The 17,823-nt window shown below is 73.9% G+C and carries 15 protein-coding genes; 5 read left to right on the top strand and 10 right to left on the bottom strand.

Annotated elements, in window-relative coordinates; genetic code table 11:
• Positions 1-45: 45 nt before the first annotated feature.
• The 3 genes from ABD143_RS26900 (at position 46) to ABD143_RS26890 (ending at position 2,733) form a co-directional block, all read left to right on the top strand.
• Entirely contained in the window at positions 46-729 is a 684-nt protein-coding gene (locus ABD143_RS26900) for a DNA alkylation repair protein (protein ID WP_343984144.1), read from the top strand.
• Positions 730-745: 16 nt separating this feature from the next.
• The gene (locus tag ABD143_RS26895) at positions 746-1,819 is read left to right on the top strand and encodes an LLM class flavin-dependent oxidoreductase (RefSeq protein ID WP_343984142.1); all 1,074 of its coding nucleotides are present in this window, start codon (positions 746-748) and stop codon (positions 1,817-1,819) included.
• A 302-nt stretch (positions 1,820-2,121) separates the two neighbouring features.
• Positions 2,122-2,733 (top strand): hypothetical protein, encoded by a 612-nt coding sequence (locus tag ABD143_RS26890; protein WP_343984140.1) that lies wholly within the window; start codon positions 2,122-2,124, stop codon positions 2,731-2,733.
• 87 nt (positions 2,734-2,820) lie between these two features.
• Here the strand turns inward: ABD143_RS26890 and pheT are convergent, their stop codons facing one another.
• The 7 genes from pheT to ABD143_RS26855 all read right to left on the bottom strand — a co-directional run bounded on the left by pheT (position 2,821) and on the right by ABD143_RS26855 (position 11,771).
• A complete protein-coding gene (gene pheT, locus ABD143_RS26885; protein WP_343984138.1) occupies positions 2,821-5,337 on the bottom strand; it encodes a phenylalanine--tRNA ligase subunit beta in 2,517 nt (838 codons plus the stop codon).
• A 39-nt stretch (positions 5,338-5,376) separates the two neighbouring features.
• The gene (gene pheS / locus ABD143_RS26880; protein WP_343984136.1) at positions 5,377-6,426 is read right to left on the bottom strand and encodes a phenylalanine--tRNA ligase subunit alpha; all 1,050 of its coding nucleotides are present in this window, start codon (positions 6,424-6,426) and stop codon (positions 5,377-5,379) included.
• Between the two features lie 12 nt (positions 6,427-6,438).
• Positions 6,439-7,308: a TrmH family RNA methyltransferase gene (locus tag ABD143_RS26875; protein ID WP_343984134.1), complete on the bottom strand. Its 870-nt coding sequence runs from the start codon at positions 7,306-7,308 to the stop codon at positions 6,439-6,441.
• A gap of 11 nt (positions 7,309-7,319) precedes the next feature.
• The gene (rplT, locus tag ABD143_RS26870) at positions 7,320-7,709 is read right to left on the bottom strand and encodes a 50S ribosomal protein L20 (RefSeq protein WP_343984132.1); all 390 of its coding nucleotides are present in this window, start codon (positions 7,707-7,709) and stop codon (positions 7,320-7,322) included.
• Between the two features lie 73 nt (positions 7,710-7,782).
• A complete protein-coding gene (gene rpmI / locus ABD143_RS26865) occupies positions 7,783-7,977 on the bottom strand; it encodes a 50S ribosomal protein L35 (protein WP_343984130.1) in 195 nt (64 codons plus the stop codon).
• Positions 7,978-8,064: 87 nt separating this feature from the next.
• Positions 8,065-8,670, bottom strand: coding sequence for a translation initiation factor IF-3 (gene infC, locus ABD143_RS26860; protein WP_343984169.1), 606 nt, complete (start codon positions 8,668-8,670; stop codon positions 8,065-8,067).
• Positions 8,671-8,813: 143 nt separating this feature from the next.
• Positions 8,814-11,771, bottom strand: a complete 2,958-nt coding sequence (locus ABD143_RS26855; protein WP_343984128.1) for an AfsR/SARP family transcriptional regulator — start codon at positions 11,769-11,771, stop codon at positions 8,814-8,816.
• A 111-nt stretch (positions 11,772-11,882) separates the two neighbouring features.
• On the opposite strand from ABD143_RS26855, the gene ABD143_RS26850 reads away from it, so the two are divergent.
• Complete coding sequence (locus ABD143_RS26850; RefSeq protein ID WP_343984126.1) at positions 11,883-12,989, top strand: methyltransferase domain-containing protein; 1,107 nt, start codon at positions 11,883-11,885, stop codon at positions 12,987-12,989.
• On the opposite strand, the gene ABD143_RS26845 is transcribed toward ABD143_RS26850, so the two are convergent.
• Together ABD143_RS26845 and ABD143_RS26840 are read right to left on the bottom strand one after the other, a co-directional pair.
• Complete coding sequence (locus ABD143_RS26845; RefSeq protein ID WP_343984124.1) at positions 12,974-13,402, bottom strand: hypothetical protein; 429 nt, start codon at positions 13,400-13,402, stop codon at positions 12,974-12,976. The two genes, ABD143_RS26850 and ABD143_RS26845, sit on opposite strands and share 16 nt — an antisense overlap.
• Positions 13,403-13,562: 160 nt before the next feature.
• Positions 13,563-13,934, bottom strand: a complete 372-nt coding sequence (locus ABD143_RS26840) for a response regulator (protein WP_343984122.1) — start codon at positions 13,932-13,934, stop codon at positions 13,563-13,565.
• A gap of 227 nt (positions 13,935-14,161) precedes the next feature.
• Here ABD143_RS26840 and ABD143_RS26835 point away from each other — a divergent pair, with 227 nt between their 5' ends.
• On the top strand, positions 14,162-14,434 hold the full coding sequence (locus ABD143_RS26835) for a hypothetical protein (RefSeq protein ID WP_343984120.1): 273 nt from the start codon (positions 14,162-14,164) through the stop codon (positions 14,432-14,434).
• Between the two features lie 383 nt (positions 14,435-14,817).
• Here the strand turns inward: ABD143_RS26835 and uvrA are convergent, their stop codons facing one another.
• Positions 14,818-17,766 carry an excinuclease ABC subunit UvrA gene (uvrA, locus tag ABD143_RS26830; RefSeq protein WP_343984118.1) on the bottom strand — a complete coding sequence of 983 codons (2,949 nt, stop codon included), beginning with the start codon at positions 17,764-17,766 and terminating at the stop codon, positions 14,818-14,820.
• Between the last annotated feature and the right edge of the window lie 57 nt (positions 17,767-17,823).

The raw sequence follows: 17,823 nt of genomic DNA, 5'->3' as shown, positions 1-17,823 counted from the left end.
GCCAGGACGTGCTCGTTGTCGGTCCGGGGTCGTAGCGTCTCTCTCGTGCACCCCATCGTCGACGTGCTCCGCGGCGGGCTGGCTGGGCTGGCCGACCCGGTTGCCGGGGAGTCGATGCAGAAGTACATGAAGTCGGCCATGCCGTTCCGTGGTGTCGCGAAGCCGGCGCGCCGGCAGTTGCTGCGGCTGGCCGTCGCCGCGCATCCGGTGTCCGACGCGACCACCCTCGGCGCCGTCGCCGCTGAGCTGTGGGACGGCGCGCGGTTCCGCGAGGAGCGGTATCTGGCGCTGTCGCTGGTCGACCTCCCTCGCCACGCCCGGCTCGTCGACCTGTCGTGGGTGCCGGCGTTCCAGCACTGGATCGTCAGCGGCGCCTGGTGGGACACCACCGACGAGATCGCCAGCAGGCGGATCGGGCCCCTGCTTCGCGCCCACCCGGCTGACCTCAGTCCGGTGGTGAAAGGCTGGATGACCGATCCGGACCGGTGGCTCCGCCGCACGTCGGTGATCTGCCAGCTCGGCTCCGGCCCGGCCACCGACCTCGCGCTGCTCGGCGACGCCATCGAGGCCAACGCGCTCGACTCCGACTTCTTCCTCCGCAAGGGCATCGGCTGGGCCCTGCGCCAGCACGCGCGCACCGATCCGGAGTGGGTGCGCGACTTCGTCGCCGCGCATCCACGGCTCTCGCCCCTCACCCGGCGGGAGGCGCTCAAGCACCTCGGGGACTGACTCCGGGGGAACGGGAATGAGTGCAGCGGCAGCGGCCGTTGGGGGGCACGTGGAGATCGGTGTCTACACATTCGCGGACGTCAGCCTCGACCCGCCTGGGGTCGGGCCAGCGCAGCGGGTGCGCGAGGTCGTCGAGGAGATCGCGCTGGCCGACGAAGTCGGGCTAGACGTCTTCGGCGTCGGCGAGCACCACCGTCCCGACTACTCGGCCTCGGCTCCCGGGATGATCCTCGCGGCCGGCGCCGAGCGGTCGTCACGGATCCGGCTCACGAGCGCCGTGACGGTGCTCAGCTCGGACGACCCGGTCCGGGTGTTCCAGCAGTTCGCCACGCTCGACCTCCTGTCGGGTGGCCGGGCCGAGATCATGGCCGGCCGCGGGTCCTTCACGGAGTCGTTCCCGCTCTTCGGCTACGACCTCGCCGACTACGACGGGCTGTTCGCCGAGAAGCTCGACCTCCTGCTGGCCCTGCGCGACGACGTGCGGGTGACGTGGTCCGGCCGCCACCGGGCGCCCCTGCTCGACCAGGCGGTGCACCCGCGCCCGGTGCAGCAGCCGCTGCCGGTCTGGGTGGCGGTCGGGGGCAACCCGCGATCGGTGGTGCGGGCGGGCTCGCTCGGGCTGCCGCTGGCGCTGGCGATCATCGGAGGGGCGCCCGCGCAGTTCGTCCCGCTGGCGCACCTGTACCGGGAGGCGCTCGCCCGCGCCGGGCAGGAGCCCCAGCCGTTCAGCCTCAACCTGCACGGCTTCGTCGCCGACACCTCGCAGCGAGCGGGAGACGTCTACTACCCCGCGCACTCCGAGGTCATGAACCGGATCGGGCGCGAGCGGGGCTGGGGCCCGACGAACCGGGCAGCGTTCGAGGCCCAGGTCGCACCCGGCGGCGCCTACGTCGTGGGCTCGCCGGAGCAGGTGGCGGAGAAGCTGCTCGCCCAGCACGAGCTGTTCGGGCACCACCGCGTCCTGCTCCAGTTCGCCCTCGGCGCCGTGCCCCACCGTGACGTGCTGCGCGCGATCGAGCTGCTGGGCACCGAGGTCGCCCCGCTCGTGCGGGCCGAGGTGGCCCAGCGGAAGGTCCCTGCCGTCAGCTGACCACGCCTCCGGGCGGCGCGTGAGGTTCGCACCAGAGCTGGTGGATCTTGGCCGATCAGCCCTCGTGTGCATCTCACGGCTCGGCCGACCGGTGCTGGACGCGTATGTGTGTGCAGAGCCTGGGGACCTCGACGTCACGGGACCTCGGGAGGCGGGCTCCGCCGCGCCGAGCACCGCGGGCGCCGCGTCGGCTGTGAAGAGCGATCAGACGAACAGCAGCGCGTCGGCACCGGCGAAGGCGGGCGTGAGTGGCTTTCCCCGAACGCGCCCGCGGAGTCCCACCGCCCGGATACGGTCGCCGCGTGCGGCGTGCGTGGCTCGGACGGACCCTCGCGGGGTTCGCCGTCGCCACACTCCCCCTCGCGGCGGCGGGCTGTACGTCGGTGGTCACGGGCAGCGCGGCGGCCGCGCCACCCACCGTCCCGACCGAGACCTCGGTCGCTCCGGAGCCGACCATCCCACCGCGCCCGCCGCCGTCCACCGCGCCCCTCGGCGCGCGCACCGGGCTCGACGCCGACCCCTTCCCGGACGAGTGCCTGCTCGACGCCTCGGAGCTCAGTGCACTGGTCGGCGGTCCGGTGCGCCCGCCGGAGCAGGGCACTGTGCGCCGCAGTGACGGCACCCGCAGCTCCAGCTGCGTCGCCACCGCAGGTTACGACCCCGTCGCCATGATCAACGTCTACACGGTGCGCGCCGGCACCCCGGCCGACTACGTGTGGGCGGGCGGCTCGGCCGGGCGCCGCGAGCTGCCGGGGGTAGGGGACGCGGCCGTGGTGATCGACACCCACACCGGCCCCACGCTCCAGCTCGCGAGCCCCCGGTACCTCGTGACGATCCTGGTCTCGGGCACCACGCCGCCGGACGAGGCCTGGCGCACGGCCGCGCTCGCGGCTCTCGCCCGCCTCCCGGGCTGACCGCCGGGTCTAGGAGCGCCCTGAACAACTCGGCCCTACTGCGCGACGCCCAGGCGGGCGCTACGGGCGGAGTCGTTCAGGAGCCTCCTAGCGGAGCGTCGCCGCGTACCGCTGTGCGGCCACCGCCACCGCCGAGTCGCGGGCCGCGTTGGCCTCTTCGCTGGTGAGCGTGCGGTCGGCCGCGCGGAATCGGAGCGTGAACGCCAGCGAGCGGCGGCCCTCGCCCACCTGCTCGCCGGTGTAGACGTCGAACAGCCGCACGTCCTCGAGGAGGTCGCCGCCGCCGTCGCTCAACGCGTCGGCCAGCTCAGCAGCGGGCACGGCGGCATCGGCGACGAGCGCCACGTCCACGGCGATCGGCGGGTACGGCGACACCTGCGGAGCGGGCCGCGAGTCGATGAGCGGGATCGCGTCGAGGTCCAGCTCCATCGCGCTCGTGCGCTCGGGCAGGCCCAGCGCCTCCACGACCTTCGGGTGCAGCTCGCCCGCGTGCCCCACGATCCAGTCGCCGACGCGCAGCGCGGCGCTCCGGCCGGGGTGGAACGGCAGGTGGACGGCGGCGGTGACCCGCAGCTCGACCCCGGCGGCCTGCCCGGCGAGCCGCGCGGCCTGGATCGCGTCCGCCCAGCCGGCCGTGCGGCCGGTACCCCACCACCCGCGCGCCTCACGGTCGCCCGCCAGCACCGCCGCGACGTGCACGGGCTGGGCGGGCAGGGCCGCCTGGATCTGGGCCAGCTTGGCGTCCGAGGGGCGGCCGGTAACGGCCGGGTCGGGCATGGGCAGCGGCTTCGCGTGCGGCAGCACGACCTGCCCGACGTGGTAGAGCGCCAGGTCGGCGGCACCGCGGGAGCGGTTGCGCACGAGCGTGTCGAGCAGCCCGGGCAGGAGCGTGGTGGAGAGCTCTGCGCGGTCGGCGTCGAGCGGGTTGAGCACGTGCACGGTGCGGCGGCGCACGTCGTCGGCCGCGAGCCCGAAAGCGTCCCACACCTGCGGTCCGACGAACGGGAACGGCAGCACCTCGACGTAGCCGGCCTCGGCGAGCGCGCGGGACACCGCCCTGCGCCGCAGCTGCGACGGCGTGAGCCCGCGGCCGGCCGGGGCGGTGGGCAGCACGGACGGGATGGCGTCGTAGCCCTCGAGCCGCAGCACCTCCTCGACCAGGTCGGCGGGCTGCGCGAGGTCCGGCCGCCACGACGGCGGGGTGGCGATCACCTGGCCGCGGCCGTCGGCGCCGGTGACCAGCTCGACGGCGCAGCCGACCTGCGTGAGCCTGCGGACCGTGACGCCGGGTGCATAGGCGATGCCGGCCACCCGGTCGGGCAGGTCGAGCGGCATCCGGACGGGCGCCTGCTGCGGGGCGGCGCCCGCGTCGGTGCGGCCAGGGGCGATGGTGCCGCCGCCGTGCTCGACGAGCAGCTGCGCGGCGCGCTCGGCGGCCACCGGCGGGAGCAGCGGGTCGACGGCCCGCTCGAACCGCCGGGACGCCTCGCTCGGGAGCTTGTGCCTGCGCGCGGCGCGGGCGATCACCGCAGGGTCGAAGTGCGCGGCCTCGATGAGGACGTCGATGAGGCCCCACTCGTACACGCTCGAGCCGTCCGGTCGGCCTCCGGCCGTGGCGATCTCCGTGGACGCCCCGCCCATCACACCCGCTAGCCCGATAGGACCGGAGTCGTCGGTGATCAGCAGGTCGTCCGGATCGAGCTTCCGCTCGGCGTCGTCGAGCGTCACGAGGGTCTCCCCCGCCTTCGCCCGGCGCACGACGATCGGGCCCGACACCCGCGCGGCGTCGTAGGCGTGCAGCGGCTGGCCGAGCTCGATCATCACGTAGTTGGTGACGTCGACAATCAGCGAGATCGGGCGCATCCCGGCGGCGAGCAGCCGTCGCTGCATCCACCATGGCGACGGAGCGGACGGATCGACGCCGTCCACGCGGCGCGCGACGAACCGTGCGCAGCCGGGGTCGGGGAGATCCACCGGCCAGGCGTCGCCCGCGGCGGGCGGCACGGCCACGCGCGCGGCCGGGTCGGTGAAGTCGGCGTCCAGCGAGCAGGCCAGCTCGCGAGCGAGGCCGCGGACGGAGAAGCAGTAGCCGCGGTCGGGGGTGATGTTCAGCTCGATGACCGGGTCGTCGGCTCCGAGCAGCGGGACCGCGTCGTCGCCGGGCTCGCCCGTGCCGGGTGGCAGCACGAGGATCCCGGCGTGGTCGGCGCCGATGCCCAGCTCCCGCGAAGAGGCGATCATCCCGTCCGAGATGTGCCCGTAGGTCTTGCGGGCCGTGATCGGGAACGGGCCGGGCAGCACCGCCCCGGGCAGCGCGACGACCACGAGGTCACCGGCGGCGAAGTTGCTCGCGCCGCAGATGATCCCGCGCGGCCGGCCCTCGCCCACGTCGACCTGGCACCACCGGATCGGCTTCTTGAGCCCCTCGAGCACCTCGAACTCCAGGACGCGCCCGACGACCAGCGGGCCGGTCAGCTGCGGCGGCCGGTGGACGTCCTCGATCTCCAGGCCGACGCGCACGAACGCCTCGGCGGTCTCGTCGACCGGCGGGAGGGCGCCGTCGCTGCCGAGCAGCTCGGCGAGCCAGGACTGGGGAACGCGCACGGTTTTGCTCCTGGTGGATCAGATGCCGAGGATGCGAGGTCAGACGCCGAACGCGCGGCTGAACCGCACGTCGCCCTCGACCATGTCGCGCATGTCGGGGATGCCGTTGCGGAACTGGAGGGTGCGCTCAAGGCCCATGCCGAACGCGAAGCCGGAGTAATCGTCGGGGTCCACACCACAGGCCCGCAGGACGTTGGGGTTGACCATGCCGCAGCCACCCCACTCGACCCAGCCGGCGCCGCCCTTCTTCTCCGGGAACCAGACGTCGACCTCGGCCGATGGCTCGGTGAAGGGGAAGTAGGAGGGCCGCAGCCGGGTGCGGGAGGACTCGCCGAACATCGCCCGCGCGAACGCGTCGAGGGTGCCCTTGAGGTGCGCCATCGTGATGCCCTTGTCCACCGCAAGGCCCTCCACCTGGTGGAAGACCGGGGTGTGGGTGGCGTCGAGGGCGTCGGTGCGGAACGTCCGGCCGGGGCACACCACGTAGACGGGCAGGTCGCGCTCCAGAAGGGCGCGCACCTGCACCGGGGAGGTGTGCGTGCGCAGGACCGTGCCCGAGGACTCGGAGTCGCCCAGATAGAACGTGTCCTGCATGGTGCGGGCCGGGTGGTCCTTGCCGAAGTTGAGCGCGTCGAAGTTGAGCCACGAGGACTCGACCTCGGGCCCTTCCGCGACCTCCCAGCCCATCGCGACGAACACGTCGGCGATGCGCTCGGAGATCTGCGTGAGCGGGTGCCGCGCGCCGCGTGGCACGCGGTCCCACGGCAGCGTCACGTCGACGGTCTCCTCGACGAGCACGCGGGAATCGCGCTCCTCGACGAGCACCGCGCGCCGGGCGTCGAAAGCCTCCTGCACCTGCTGGCGTGCGGCGTTGACGCGCTTGCCCGCGTCGGCGCGCTCGGGGCCTGGCAGCGAGCCCAGCTCGCGGCGCGCAAGCAGGAGCGGGGCGCGGTCGCCGAGGTGCGCAGGCCGCACGGCGGCGAGCGCGGCGAGGTCGGACGCATCCTCGAACGCCCGGACGGCCGCGGCCACGGCGGCCTCCAGCGCGTCCGGGTGCAGCGGGCTCATCACGTCCGTGCTCTCAGTCATGGTGACTCGATCCTAAGGTTGGGCGCCCTGCGGGCGTTCCGGGGACCGCCTGCGGCGCGCGCCGACGCTCGCGTAGAGGCACACCGCCGCGGCGGTGGCCAGGTTCAGGCTCTCGGCCCGGCCGAGGATCGGCACCCGCACGCGGTGGTCGGCCCGTTCGGCAACGGTGACCGGGACGCCGTGCGCCTCGCCACCGAATATCCACGCGACGGGCCCGGCGAGCACCGGGTCGGCGGCGGGGTCGTGCAGGTCCAGCTCGCCGTGGGCGTCCGCGGCGAGCAGCGTGAGGCCGGCGGCGCGGCAGGCGTCGAGCACGGCGCCTTCGTCTCGGTCGCGGGCCAGCGGCAGGTGGAAGACGCTGCCGGTGGAGGCGCGCACGGCCTTGCCGTTGTGCGGGTCGACCGTGTCGCCCGCGAGCAGCACGGCCCGGGCGCCCGCGGCGTCGGCGACGCGGATCACAGTGCCGGCGTTGCCGGGGTCGGCGATCCCGGCACAGACCGCGACCAGCTCGGGCCGTTCCCCGAGCGCGTCGGCGAGCGGGACGTCGAGCAGGTCGCACACGGCGACGAGCCCCTGCGGGGTGACGGTCTCGGAGAGGGACGCGGCGGCGGTGTCGGTGACGAGGCTGATCCGCGCGCCCGCGTCCGCCGCGGCGGCGACCAGCTCCGGGTGGCGGGCGGCCGCCGGGTCGGTGACGAACAGCTCGCGCACCGTGGCGTGGCGGACCGCCTCCCGCGCGGCCTGCGCCCCCTCCACGAGGAACCGCCCGGCCCGCTCGCGCCCCGTGCGCCGCAGCAGCTTGCGGGCTGCGACCACGCGCGGGGTGCGTTCGGTGCCGGGCGGACCGGGGATCGGCGCGGAGACTGGTGTTGTCTCGGCCAAGGCAAGGCGGCTCAGGCCGCGGTGCCGTCCTGAGCAGCGCCCTGCGCGGGCACGTTGGCGCGGGCGAGCTCGACGAGCGCGGTGAAGGCGGCCGGGTCGCTGATGGCGATCTCCGACAGGTTCTTGCGGTCGACCTCGACACCCGCGGCCTTGAGGCCCTGGATGAAGCGGTTGTACGTCATGCCGTTGGCGCGGGCGGCGGCGTTGATGCGGGTGATCCAGAGCTGCCGGAAGTCGCCCTTCTTGGCACGCCGGTCGCGGTAGGCGTAGTTGAGCGAGTGGAGCATCTGCTCCTTCGCCTTGCGGTACAGCCGCGACCGCTGCCCGCGGTAGCCGCTGGCCAACTCCAGGGTGGTGCGGCGCTTCTTCTGAGCGTTGACCGCGCGCTTCACGCGTGCCATGGGTGTTCCTTAATGTCGGGCCGGGGACGGGGCGGGGCTGCCCGTCCACCAGGTCAGGCGGGTGGAGGGAGGCCTAGAGGCCGAGGAGCTTGCGGACGCGCCTCGCGTCGGCCTTGCTGACCGGCACGACGTGCGACAGGTCGCGCGTCTCCTTGCTCGACTTGACCTCGAGGCGGTGGCGGAGGCCGGCCTGCTGGCGCAGCAGCTTGCCTCGGGCCGTCACCTTCACGCGCTTGGCGATCCCGCTGTGCGTCTTGTTCTTAGGCATGACAGTTCCTACTCCACGGTGACGCCCCGAGGGGCCGGGGCGTCAAGGTTGGTCGTGCCGGGCGCCCCGCGGGGGCGGCGCGCCTTCTTACTGGGCGTCGGCCGGAGCAGCGGCCTTGCGGGGCGGCTGCTTCTTGTTCGGCGCGATCACCATCGTCATGTTGCGGCCGTCCTGCTTGGGCGCGGCCTCGACAGTACCCAGTTCAGCCACGTCCTCGGCGAGGCGCTGCAGCAGCCGGAAGCCCAGCTCGGGCCGGGACTGCTCGCGACCGCGGAACATGATCGTGACCTTGACCTTGTTGCCACCCTCGAGGAAGCGCACGACGTTGCGCTTCTTGGTCTCGTAGTCGTGGGTGTCGATCTTCGGCCGGAGCTTCTGCTCCTTGATCGTGGTGAGCTGCTGGTTGCGGCGGGACTCCCTGGCCTTCTGCGCGCTCTCGTACTTGAACTTGCCGTAGTCCATGAGCTTGCAGACCGGCGGCCGGGCCTGAGCGGCAACCTCGACGAGGTCGAGCTCGGCCTCCTGCGCGAGCCGCAGGGCGTCCTCGATGCGCACTATTCCGACCTGTTCCCCGTTGGGCCCGACGAGCCGGACCTCCGGAACGCGAATGCGGTCGTTGATGCGCGTCTCTGTGCTGATGGGGTCTCCTCGTATCGACGTCGTCTGGCGCGACGGAGCGGAGACCCGAACGATCACGGCAGATGAGCCTATGGCTCACCGCCGGACCGGACCCGGACGCCTGAGGCGGCGGGTGGGAGCGGGGCTCCTCTTGTACGCCCTGACACGCGCCTCAACGCGCGACAAGGTGGTCGCATTCCGGAGGGTAGCAGGTCCGCTCAGCGGCGCGCCGCCACGGGGTGGCGCGCCGGCTCGCCGGTCGCCGCACCTCCGGCGAGGCGGCGGGCCAGTGCGACGGCCCCGGTGTCACCCAGCGCGGCGCCCTCTGCCATCGCCCGGTCGAGCTCGGGACCCAGGGCGGCAGCTGCGGCGTCCACGACCGCCCGTACCCGCGTCGAGTCAGCACCGTACTCGGCGGTCGCCCGGGGGCTCGCCCGCAGCGCTCCGACCAGGACGGCCGCGTCCCGGTGCCGCCCGTGCCGCGACAGCGCCTCCGCGAGCGCCCGTACGGCGATCCACAGCTGGGTCCAGGAGCCCATGCCGTGCCAGGTGTCGATCAACGGCTCGAACCGGGAGGGCGCCGTCGCCGGGTCGCCCGCCCTCGCCGCCGTGGTGAGCAGGGTGTGCCGGGCGACCCCGGCGAGGAACGCGCCGTCGACCTCCTCGGCCAGCGCCACGGCGCGCTCCAGGAACGCCGCCGCGCCAGGCAACCCCGCCTCCGCCCGCCGCTCCCCCGCCGCGTACGCGGCCCAGCCGCGGGCGTACGGCGACCCCATCCGCTCGGCCAGTTCGGTCGCGGCGGTCTCGTGCCGGACCGCAGCGGCGTCGTCCCCCGCGTACGCGGCGGAGATCGTGAGGTCGCAGTGCGCCATGGCCTCCGTCGGGTCGTCCCCCACAGCCCGCGCGAGCTCGACGGCGCGCCTGCCGTACTCCCCGGCGCCGGAGAGGTCGCCGCGGAACATCACGACGTTGCACAGCACCTCGAACGCGTCGCGGGCGGCGGGCGGGTCCCCGAGGCGCTCGGCCAACGCGATGGCCCGGCGGCAGCGCCGTTCCGCACCGTCGACGTCGCCGCGCTGCCACCGGGGCGCCGCCGAGAGCCCGAGCAGCCGCGGAAGCATCGGGTGCAGCGCCGCTCGCTCGTCGACGGCCGGGTCCGCCGGGTCGGCGTCCGGGTCGCACCCCGCTGCGAGCAGCGCCGAGTCGGCCATCCGCACGAGGTCGACCCGCGCGCGCTGGTAGCCCAGCTCCGCGCAGACGTGGCCGAGCAGCAGGAGGTCCTCCACCGGGCCCTGCCCGCACAACCACGCGTGCGCGCGCCGCACCTCGGCGAGGTGGGCGTCGAACCGCCGGATGGCGGCGGGCTCGTCGGGCCGGCTCCGCGCGGCGTGAACGTCGGTCACCAGGCGGAGCACCCACGCGGCGTGCCGCGCCCGCAGCGCCGGAGCGGCTGGATCGGCGGCGAGCCGTTCCCTTGCGTAGGCGCGCAGGGTGTCGAGCATCCCGTAGCGGGAGTCGTGGCGGACGACGAGCGAGCGCTCGACGAGGTCGGGCAGCGCGCTCGCCGTACCGCACACGCCGGCGACCGCGGCCTGCTCGACCGCTCCGCCGAACACGCCGAGCCGGGCGAACAGCGTGCGCTGCTCGTCGTCGAGCAGCCCGTAGGACCACGCGACGACGTCCCGGAGCGACCGGTGCCGCGGTGGGGCGGTGCGGCGGCCGTGGCGGAGCACCTCGAGCGGGGCGTCCAGGGCGTCGAGCAGGCCGGCGAGCCCGATGCCCCGCACCCGGGCCGCCGCCAGCTCCAGCGCCAGCGGCAGCCCGTCGAGGTGTTCGCAGATGCGTTCGACGGTCGCGGCGTCGGCGCCGTCGGCGGCGACGGAGAGACCCGCGGCGCCGAGCCGGTCGGCCAGCAGCGCCGCGGCCGGGCCGGGCGGCAGCGGGGCGACCGGCAGCACCTGCTCGCCGTCCACGCGCAGGGCCTCCCGGCTAGTCGCGAGCACGTCGACACCGGGCGCCCCGAGCGCCACCGCCTCGACGAGGGCGGCCGCCGCGTCCAGGACGTGCTCGCAGTCGTCGAGGACGAGCAGCTGGCGGCGGACGGCGAGCACCTCGACGATCCGCGCGGTGAGGCTGCCGGCACCGGCCTCGGTCAGCCGCAGCGCCGCCGCCACCGCGGCACCGACCGCGTCCGGGCGGGCGGCCGCGAGGTCGACGAGGACGACGCCGTCGACGTAGTGATCTGCGACGGCCACGGCGACGTGGCGCGCCAGCCGGGTCTTACCGACGCCGCCCGGTCCGCACAGCGTGACGATCCGGCGCTCGGCGAGCACGGCCATCGCCGCAGCCAGGTCGCGGTCCCGGCCGACGAACGTGCTGATGGGCAGCGCGGGTGCCGGGGACCGACGCTGCGCAGGCGACTGCACGAGCGGTTCCTGGCGTAGCACCTGCTCGTGGAGAGCGCGCAGCTCCGGCGAGGGGTCCAGGCCGAGCTCCGCCGCCAGCGCTGCGCGCAGCCTTCCGTACGCGCGCAGGGCCTCAGCGGGGCGCCCAGCCGCCGCCAGCGCCCGCACGAGAACGGCGGCGGCGCCTTCGCGCAGCGGCTCGGCGGCGACGAGGGCGTCCGCGGCGGCCGCCGCCTCGCCCGTGCGTCCCGCGTCCAGCAGCGCGGCGGCGCGCTGCTCGGCGGCGTCGGCGCGCAGCCCGGCCAGGCGGGCGACCTCGGGCTCGACGGCCGGGTGGTCGAGGTCGGCGAATGGGCGGCCCCGCCACAGCGCCAGCGCCGCGTCCAGGTCGGCGAGCCGGCGCGCGGGCTCCGGTGCGGCGGCAGCCCTGGTCAGGTGGGCGGTGAACCGGGAAGCGTCGAGGTCCTCCGGGGCAATTTCGAGGCGGTAGGTCCGCGCACCCGTCCCGATGGCCACGGTCCCGGGGAGGAGCCGGCGCAGGCGGCCCACGTTCGTCTGGAGCGCGCCGTCGGGGTCCGCGGGCAGGTCGTCGCCCCACACGAGCTCCGCGAGGGCGTCGCAGCCGACCGGGGTGCCCGGGCTCAGGGCGAGCGCGGCGAGCAGCCGCCGCTGCCGGCCGCTGCCCACCGGGACGACCGCGCCGCCGGGGCCCCGGAGCACCACCGACCCCAGCACGCCGACGGCCACGTCACCCTGCCCGACGGCCGCCATCCGGCAATCCTCCCCGTGCGGCGGACCGGACAAAAGCACCGTCCGCCGGAGTCCGGCCGGCGACAGGCAGCCGACAGGCCGCCGACAGGGGGCGTTCCTAGCGTCACCGCCATGACGACTGACGCGATGACCGCACCCAACACCCCCACGGCCGAGGAGGTCGGCGAGCGGCTCTTCGCCGCGGTGCTGGGCACCCAACTCGTGCAGGCCGCCTACCTGGGCGACCGTCTCGGCTACTACCGCACCCTGGCGGCCGGGCCGCGCACCTCCACAGAGCTCGCGGCGCGCACGGCCACGGCCGAGCGGTACGCGAGGGAGTGGCTGGAGCACCAGGCCGTGGCAGGCGTGCTCACCGTCGACGACCCGGATGCCGCCCCCACCGAGCGCCGGTTCCGGCTCCCGGCCGGGGCCGCCGAGGTCCTCACCGACGTCCTGAGCCCGAACCACGTCCTGCCGCTGGCCCGAATGGCAGCCGGGCAAGGCCGGCACCTCGACGCGCTCGCTGACGCCTACCGCTCCGGCGGCGGTGTGTCGTGGGCGGAGTTCGGCGTCGATGCCCGCGAGTCACAGGCGGCGGCGAACCGCCCGCTGTTCCTCGGGGCGCTGCCCCGCGACTACCTGCCGTCGGTGCCCGAGATCCGTGCCGTGCTGGAGCGCGGCGGCCGCATCGCCGACATCGGCTGCGGGTTCGGCTGGTCGGCCATCGGCATCGCCCTCGCCCACCCCGCTGTGACCGTGGACGGCTTCGACGTGGACGGCCCGTCCATCGAGACGGCACGGCAGAACGCCGTGGAGGCCGGGGTGGCCGACCGTGTCCGGTTCCACCATGTGGACGCGGGCGCCGACGCCGGCCCTGGCGGCGGCACGGAGGACCGCTACGACCTCGTGGCCGCGTTCGAGTGCGTCCACGACATGCCGCACCCGGTCGGCGTGCTCGCCGCGATGCGGCGCATGACCGCGCCCGGCGGCGTGGTGCTGGTCGTCGACGAACGAGTGGCCGACACGTTCGCCGCACCCGGCGACGACGTCGAGCAGCTCATGTACGGCTGGAGCATCACGTGCTGCCTGCCCGACGGCCTGGCCCATCCCGGATCCGTGGGGACGGGCACCGTCATGCGGCCCGACACCCTGCGCGCGTACGCGCGCGACGCGGGGTTCGCCGACATCGAGGTGCTGCCGGTGGAGGACCTGTTCTTCCGGTTCTACCGGCTGGTGTGACCGCCGGCGTCCGCGGCTGCGGCGTCAGCCGGTACGAGCAGCGGAAACGCCACCTGGACCAGCGTGCCGGTCTTCGGCGAGCTGCTCACCTGGAACGACCCACCGAGTGCCTCGACCCGGTCGCGGATGCCGAGCAGCCCGGTCCCGCCCGCTGACGACGATCGGGATGGCGAGCACCGCCCGGACCCCAGCGCGCGGATCTCCTCGGCGAACGCGCCCTCGGCCTGGCTGAGGTCGTCGAGACTGGCCGAGTCGCCGGTGGCCAGCGCGGTCGCGAGGGGGATCCGCGGCTCGAGCTTCCCGCGCGTCCCGGGGGCCAGGCGGCTCGTGTCGAGGACCCGCGTCCGGGCGACGACCGTCACCAGGCCGTCCGCGTCGAGCCGGACGACCAAAGTCCCGACCGCGCCGAGCACGCGCGCGACCTCGGGCCCGACTGCCGTGACGACGTCCGCCGCAGGCGTGTCGCGGGCGACGAGGGTCGCGATCCGCTCGACCGGCGGATCAGCCGTGGACGGCTCCGGACCCGTGACATCTCACGGCTCCGGGCGCGGCGCCGCCTACCCTGCGCGCGACTCACTTCTGCCCCCCGGACAGGAGCTCGTGGATCCCGGCCGCCGACAGCATCGACTTCGAGAGGAACCCGGCCGCCGGACTGGTCTGGACGAGGTCGTCGAAGTCCTCCTTGACCCGCGTCGAGATGAGCACGATGCGCGAGCGGAGCTCCGGGAACATGGCGACCAGCCGGCGGGTGAGCTCGAACCCGCTCTCGGCGCCCAGCGCGATGTCCACCAGGACGAAGTCCGGATTGTGCTCGGCCGCCTTCTGCATGGCCTCGGCGATCGTCGTCGCCGTCGCCAGTACCTCGATGCCCTCCCGCTCCAGGCACCAGCAAGCGACATCGAGAAACCGCTGGTTGTCGTCGACAATCAAGCAGCGGCTGACCACCCAGCCAGGATCGCAGCGCAGTTGAGAGCGCACATTCCGGCTAGCGGGAACGTCCGGCGGCGGCCGCTCTTGCGGCGCCGGTCCAGCCCGGCATCAGGCAGGCTGTTGGCGCCCAGGCCAACGCCCCCGCCAGCCGGTACTCGAGATGCCCGTAGGCCGGGGCGACACGGACAAACCCGCGCCGCACTCTGGACCATGTGGAAACCGCCGCTGTTATCGGCCTCGCGATGACGGACTACCTCCTCGCCGCCGGCACGAACAGAGCTCCCGCCACACACGCCCCGGAGCACATGGCCGCGTGGCTGGAGTCCCGCGACTACCGGCTCGTCCGACTCCCGGGCGACCGGGACGACGCCGAACTGGTCTCCAGGATCGCCGCAGCGATCGACTGGCGATCACTCGCCGACGACGCCGCCGGCAGGCAGGCGATCATCCGGCAGGTTCTCACCGCGGTCGGCATCCGCGGCGTCACCGGGAGCAGAACCCCGCGGGTGGCGTGATGGCCACTCGCAGTGTGTTCCCGTCCCGTGTGTGCGTCGCGCGGTTGATCGCCCTAATCGACTCGCCGCGGGCGTTGAGGCGCGGCCCCCGGTCCTCCGCCCGCGGCGAGTCACCCATCTCGGCCCTCCCAGAGCCGTGCCCGTGCCCGTGCCCCTGCTCGATCGAGCTGCCGGAAGACCCCGACTGATCCGCCCGCCCGCCTGCCCGCCCGCTGTTGTATCGGGCCCGACGACAACGCAGCGATGGCGCCGCCTGCTCCGGCAGCATGCCCCGCAGCCACCGTTGCAGGGCGGCGAGATCGACCAGCTCGGCGGGCCCGCAGCGCGTGAGCCCCAGCCCTCGGCGCGTGCACCTGGCCTGCGGAGGGTGTGTGCCGTCGGGCTCAGCTCGCCGCGGTCGCCCGCCGGCGCCTGCCCGCCGCCTTCGGCGCGTCCGGCTTCTCCGGGGTGACCAGGCCGCGCAGGAACTGGCCCGTGTAGCTCGTGGGGTGGCCGGCGATCTGCTCCGGTGTGCCCTCCGCCACCACCGTGCCGCCGCCGGAGCCGCCCTCCGGGCCCATGTCGATGATCCAGTCGGACGTCTTGATGACGTCGAGGTTGTGCTCGATGATGACCACCGAGTTGCCCTTGTCGACCAGCCCGTTGATCACGAGCAGCAGCTTGCGGATGTCCTCGAAGTGCAGGCCCGTGGTGGGCTCGTCGAGGATGTAGATGGTGCGGCCGTTGGAGCGCTTCTGCAGCTCCGACGCGAGCTTGACGCGCTGCGCCTCACCGCCGGACAACGTGGGGGCCGGCTGCCCGAGCCGCACGTAACCCAGCCCGACGTCGACCAGGGTGCGCAGGTAGCGGGAGATCGAGTTGATCGGCGCGAAGAACTCCGCCGCCTCCTCGATGGGCATGTCGAGGACCTCGGCGACCGTCTTGCCCTTGTAGTGCACCTCGAGCGTCTCGCGGTTGTAGCGGGCGCCCTTGCACACCTCGCACGGGACGTAGACGTCCGGGAGGAAGTTCATCTCGATCTTGATGGTGCCGTCGCCGGAGCACGCCTCACAGCGCCCACCCTTGACGTTGAACGAGAACCGGCCCGGCTGGTAGCCGCGCACCTTCGCCTCGGTGGTGGCCGCGAACAGCTTGCGGATCTGGTCCCACACGCCCGTGTAGGTGGCCGGGTTGGACCGCGGGGTGCGGCCGATGGGCGACTGGTCGACGCGCACCAGCTTGTCGAGGCCGTCAAGCCCGGTGATGCGGGTGTGGCGGCCCGGCACCTGCCGGGCGCCGTTGAGCTTGTTGGCGAGCACCGTGGCGAGGATGTCGTTGATCAGCGTGGACTTGCCCGACCCGGAGACCCCGGTGACCGCCACGAGACGCCCGAGCGGGATGTCGACGTCGATGCCGCGCAGGTTGTGCTCGCGCGCGCCGACGATCGTGAGCTGCCGCTTGCGGTCGCGCGGGCGGCGGATCTCCGGAACCGGGATCGAGCGCCGGCCGGACAGGTAGGCGCCGGTGAGCGACGTGTCGTGCGCCTCCAGGTCGGCGACGGTGCCGCTGTGGACGATCTCGCCGCCGTGCTCCCCCGCGCCGGGGCCGATGTCGACGGCCCAGTCGGCCGCGCGGATGGTGTCCTCGTCGTGCTCGACGACGATGAGCGAGTTGCCCAGGTCGCGCAGCCGCACGAGGGTCTGGATCAGGCGGCGGTTGTCGCGCTGGTGGAGCCCGATGGACGGCTCGTCGAGCACGTACAGCACGCCGACGAGCCCGGAGCCGATCTGCGTGGCCAGCCGGATGCGCTGGGCCTCCCCGCCGGAGAGCGAGCCCGCGGCCCGGTCGAGTGAGAGGTAGTGCAGCCCCACGTCGAGCAGGAAGCCCAGGCGGGCCTGGACCTCCTTGACGATCCGCCCCGCGATGACGGTCTGGCGCGCGTCGAGCGCCATCCCCTCGAGGAACTCCGAGCACTCGGCCACCGACATCGCCGACACCTCGGCGATCGAGCGCTCGCCCTGCTCGCGGTGGGTGAGGGTGACGGCCAGCACCTCGGGTCGCAGCCGAGCGCCGCGGCACGCGGGGCAGGGCACGTCGCGCATGTAGCCCTCGTAGCGCTCGCGCTGCGAATCGGACTCGGTCTGGTCGAGGCGCCGCTCCAGGAACGGGATGACGCCCTCGTAGTTGGCGTAGTACGAGCGCTCGCGGCCGTAGCGGTTGCGGTAGCGCACGTGCACCTGGTCGTTGCTCCCGTGCAGCACGGCCTTCTGCGCGGCGGCGGAGAGCTTGCGCCAGGGGGTGTCCATCCGGAACCCGACCGCACCGGCCAGGCCTTCCAGGAGCCGCCCGAAGTACTCGGCCGACTGCCCGCCCGACCACGGCGCAATCGCCCCGTCGGCGAGGCTCGCGTCCTGGTCGGGGACGACGAGCTCCGGGTCGACCTCCTTCTTGATGCCGATGCCGTGGCACTCGGGGCACGCGCCGTAGGGCGAGTTGAAGGAGAACGTGCGGGGCTCGAGGTCGTCGAGTGTGAGCGGGTGGCCGTCGGGGCACGCCATGCGCTCGGAGAAGCGGCGCTCGCGGTGTGGGTCGTCCTCCGGCAGGTCGACGAAGTCGAGCACAATCAGGCCGTCGGCCAGGCGCAACGCCGTCTCCACCGAGTCGGTGAGCCGCTGCTTGGCCGACTCCCGCACAGCGAGGCGGTCGACGACGACCGCGATGTCGTGCTTCTCCTGCTTCTTGAGCTTGGGCGGATCGGTGAGCGGGTGGACGGTGCCGTCGACCAGCACGCGCGAGTACCCCTGCGTCTGCAGGTTGGCGAAGAGGTCGACGAACTCGCCCTTGCGGGTGCGCACCACGGGGGCAAGCACCTGGAACCGGCTGCCCTCCTCCATCGCGAGGACCTGGTCGACGATCTGCTGCGGCGTCTGCTTCTCGATGGCATGGCCGCAGACCGGGCAGTGCGGCACGCCGGCGCGCGCGTAGAGCAGCCGGAGGTAGTCGTAGACCTCGGTGATGGTGCCGACGGTGGATCGCGGGTTGCGGTTGGTGGACTTCTGGTCGATCGAGACGGCCGGGGACAGGCCCTCGATGAAGTCGACGTCGGGCTTGTCCATCTGCCCGAGGAACTGCCTGGCGTAGGCACTCAGGGACTCGACGTAGCGGCGCTGACCCTCGGCGAAGATCGTGTCGAACGCGAGGCTGGACTTGCCGGACCCGGACAGCCCGGTGAAGACGACCAGGCTGTCGCGCGGGAGATCGAGGTCGACGCCGCGGAGGTTGTGCTCGCGCGCCCCACGCACGACGAGCCGTGGGACGTCGGCGGAACGCCCGCCTGCACTGCGGTCGGCCACGGGGGAGCCTCCTGGGTCGGACGGTGGAAGGGTCGCGCACGGCCCTCGATCCATGCT

Origin of the sequence: Pseudonocardia aurantiaca (assembly GCF_039526725.1) — a bacterium.
GTDB lineage: Bacteria > Actinomycetota > Actinomycetes > Mycobacteriales > Pseudonocardiaceae > Pseudonocardia > Pseudonocardia aurantiaca.
Note: the sequence above shows the minus strand (reverse complement) of the source record. Positions and strands in the feature narration are given on the sequence as shown.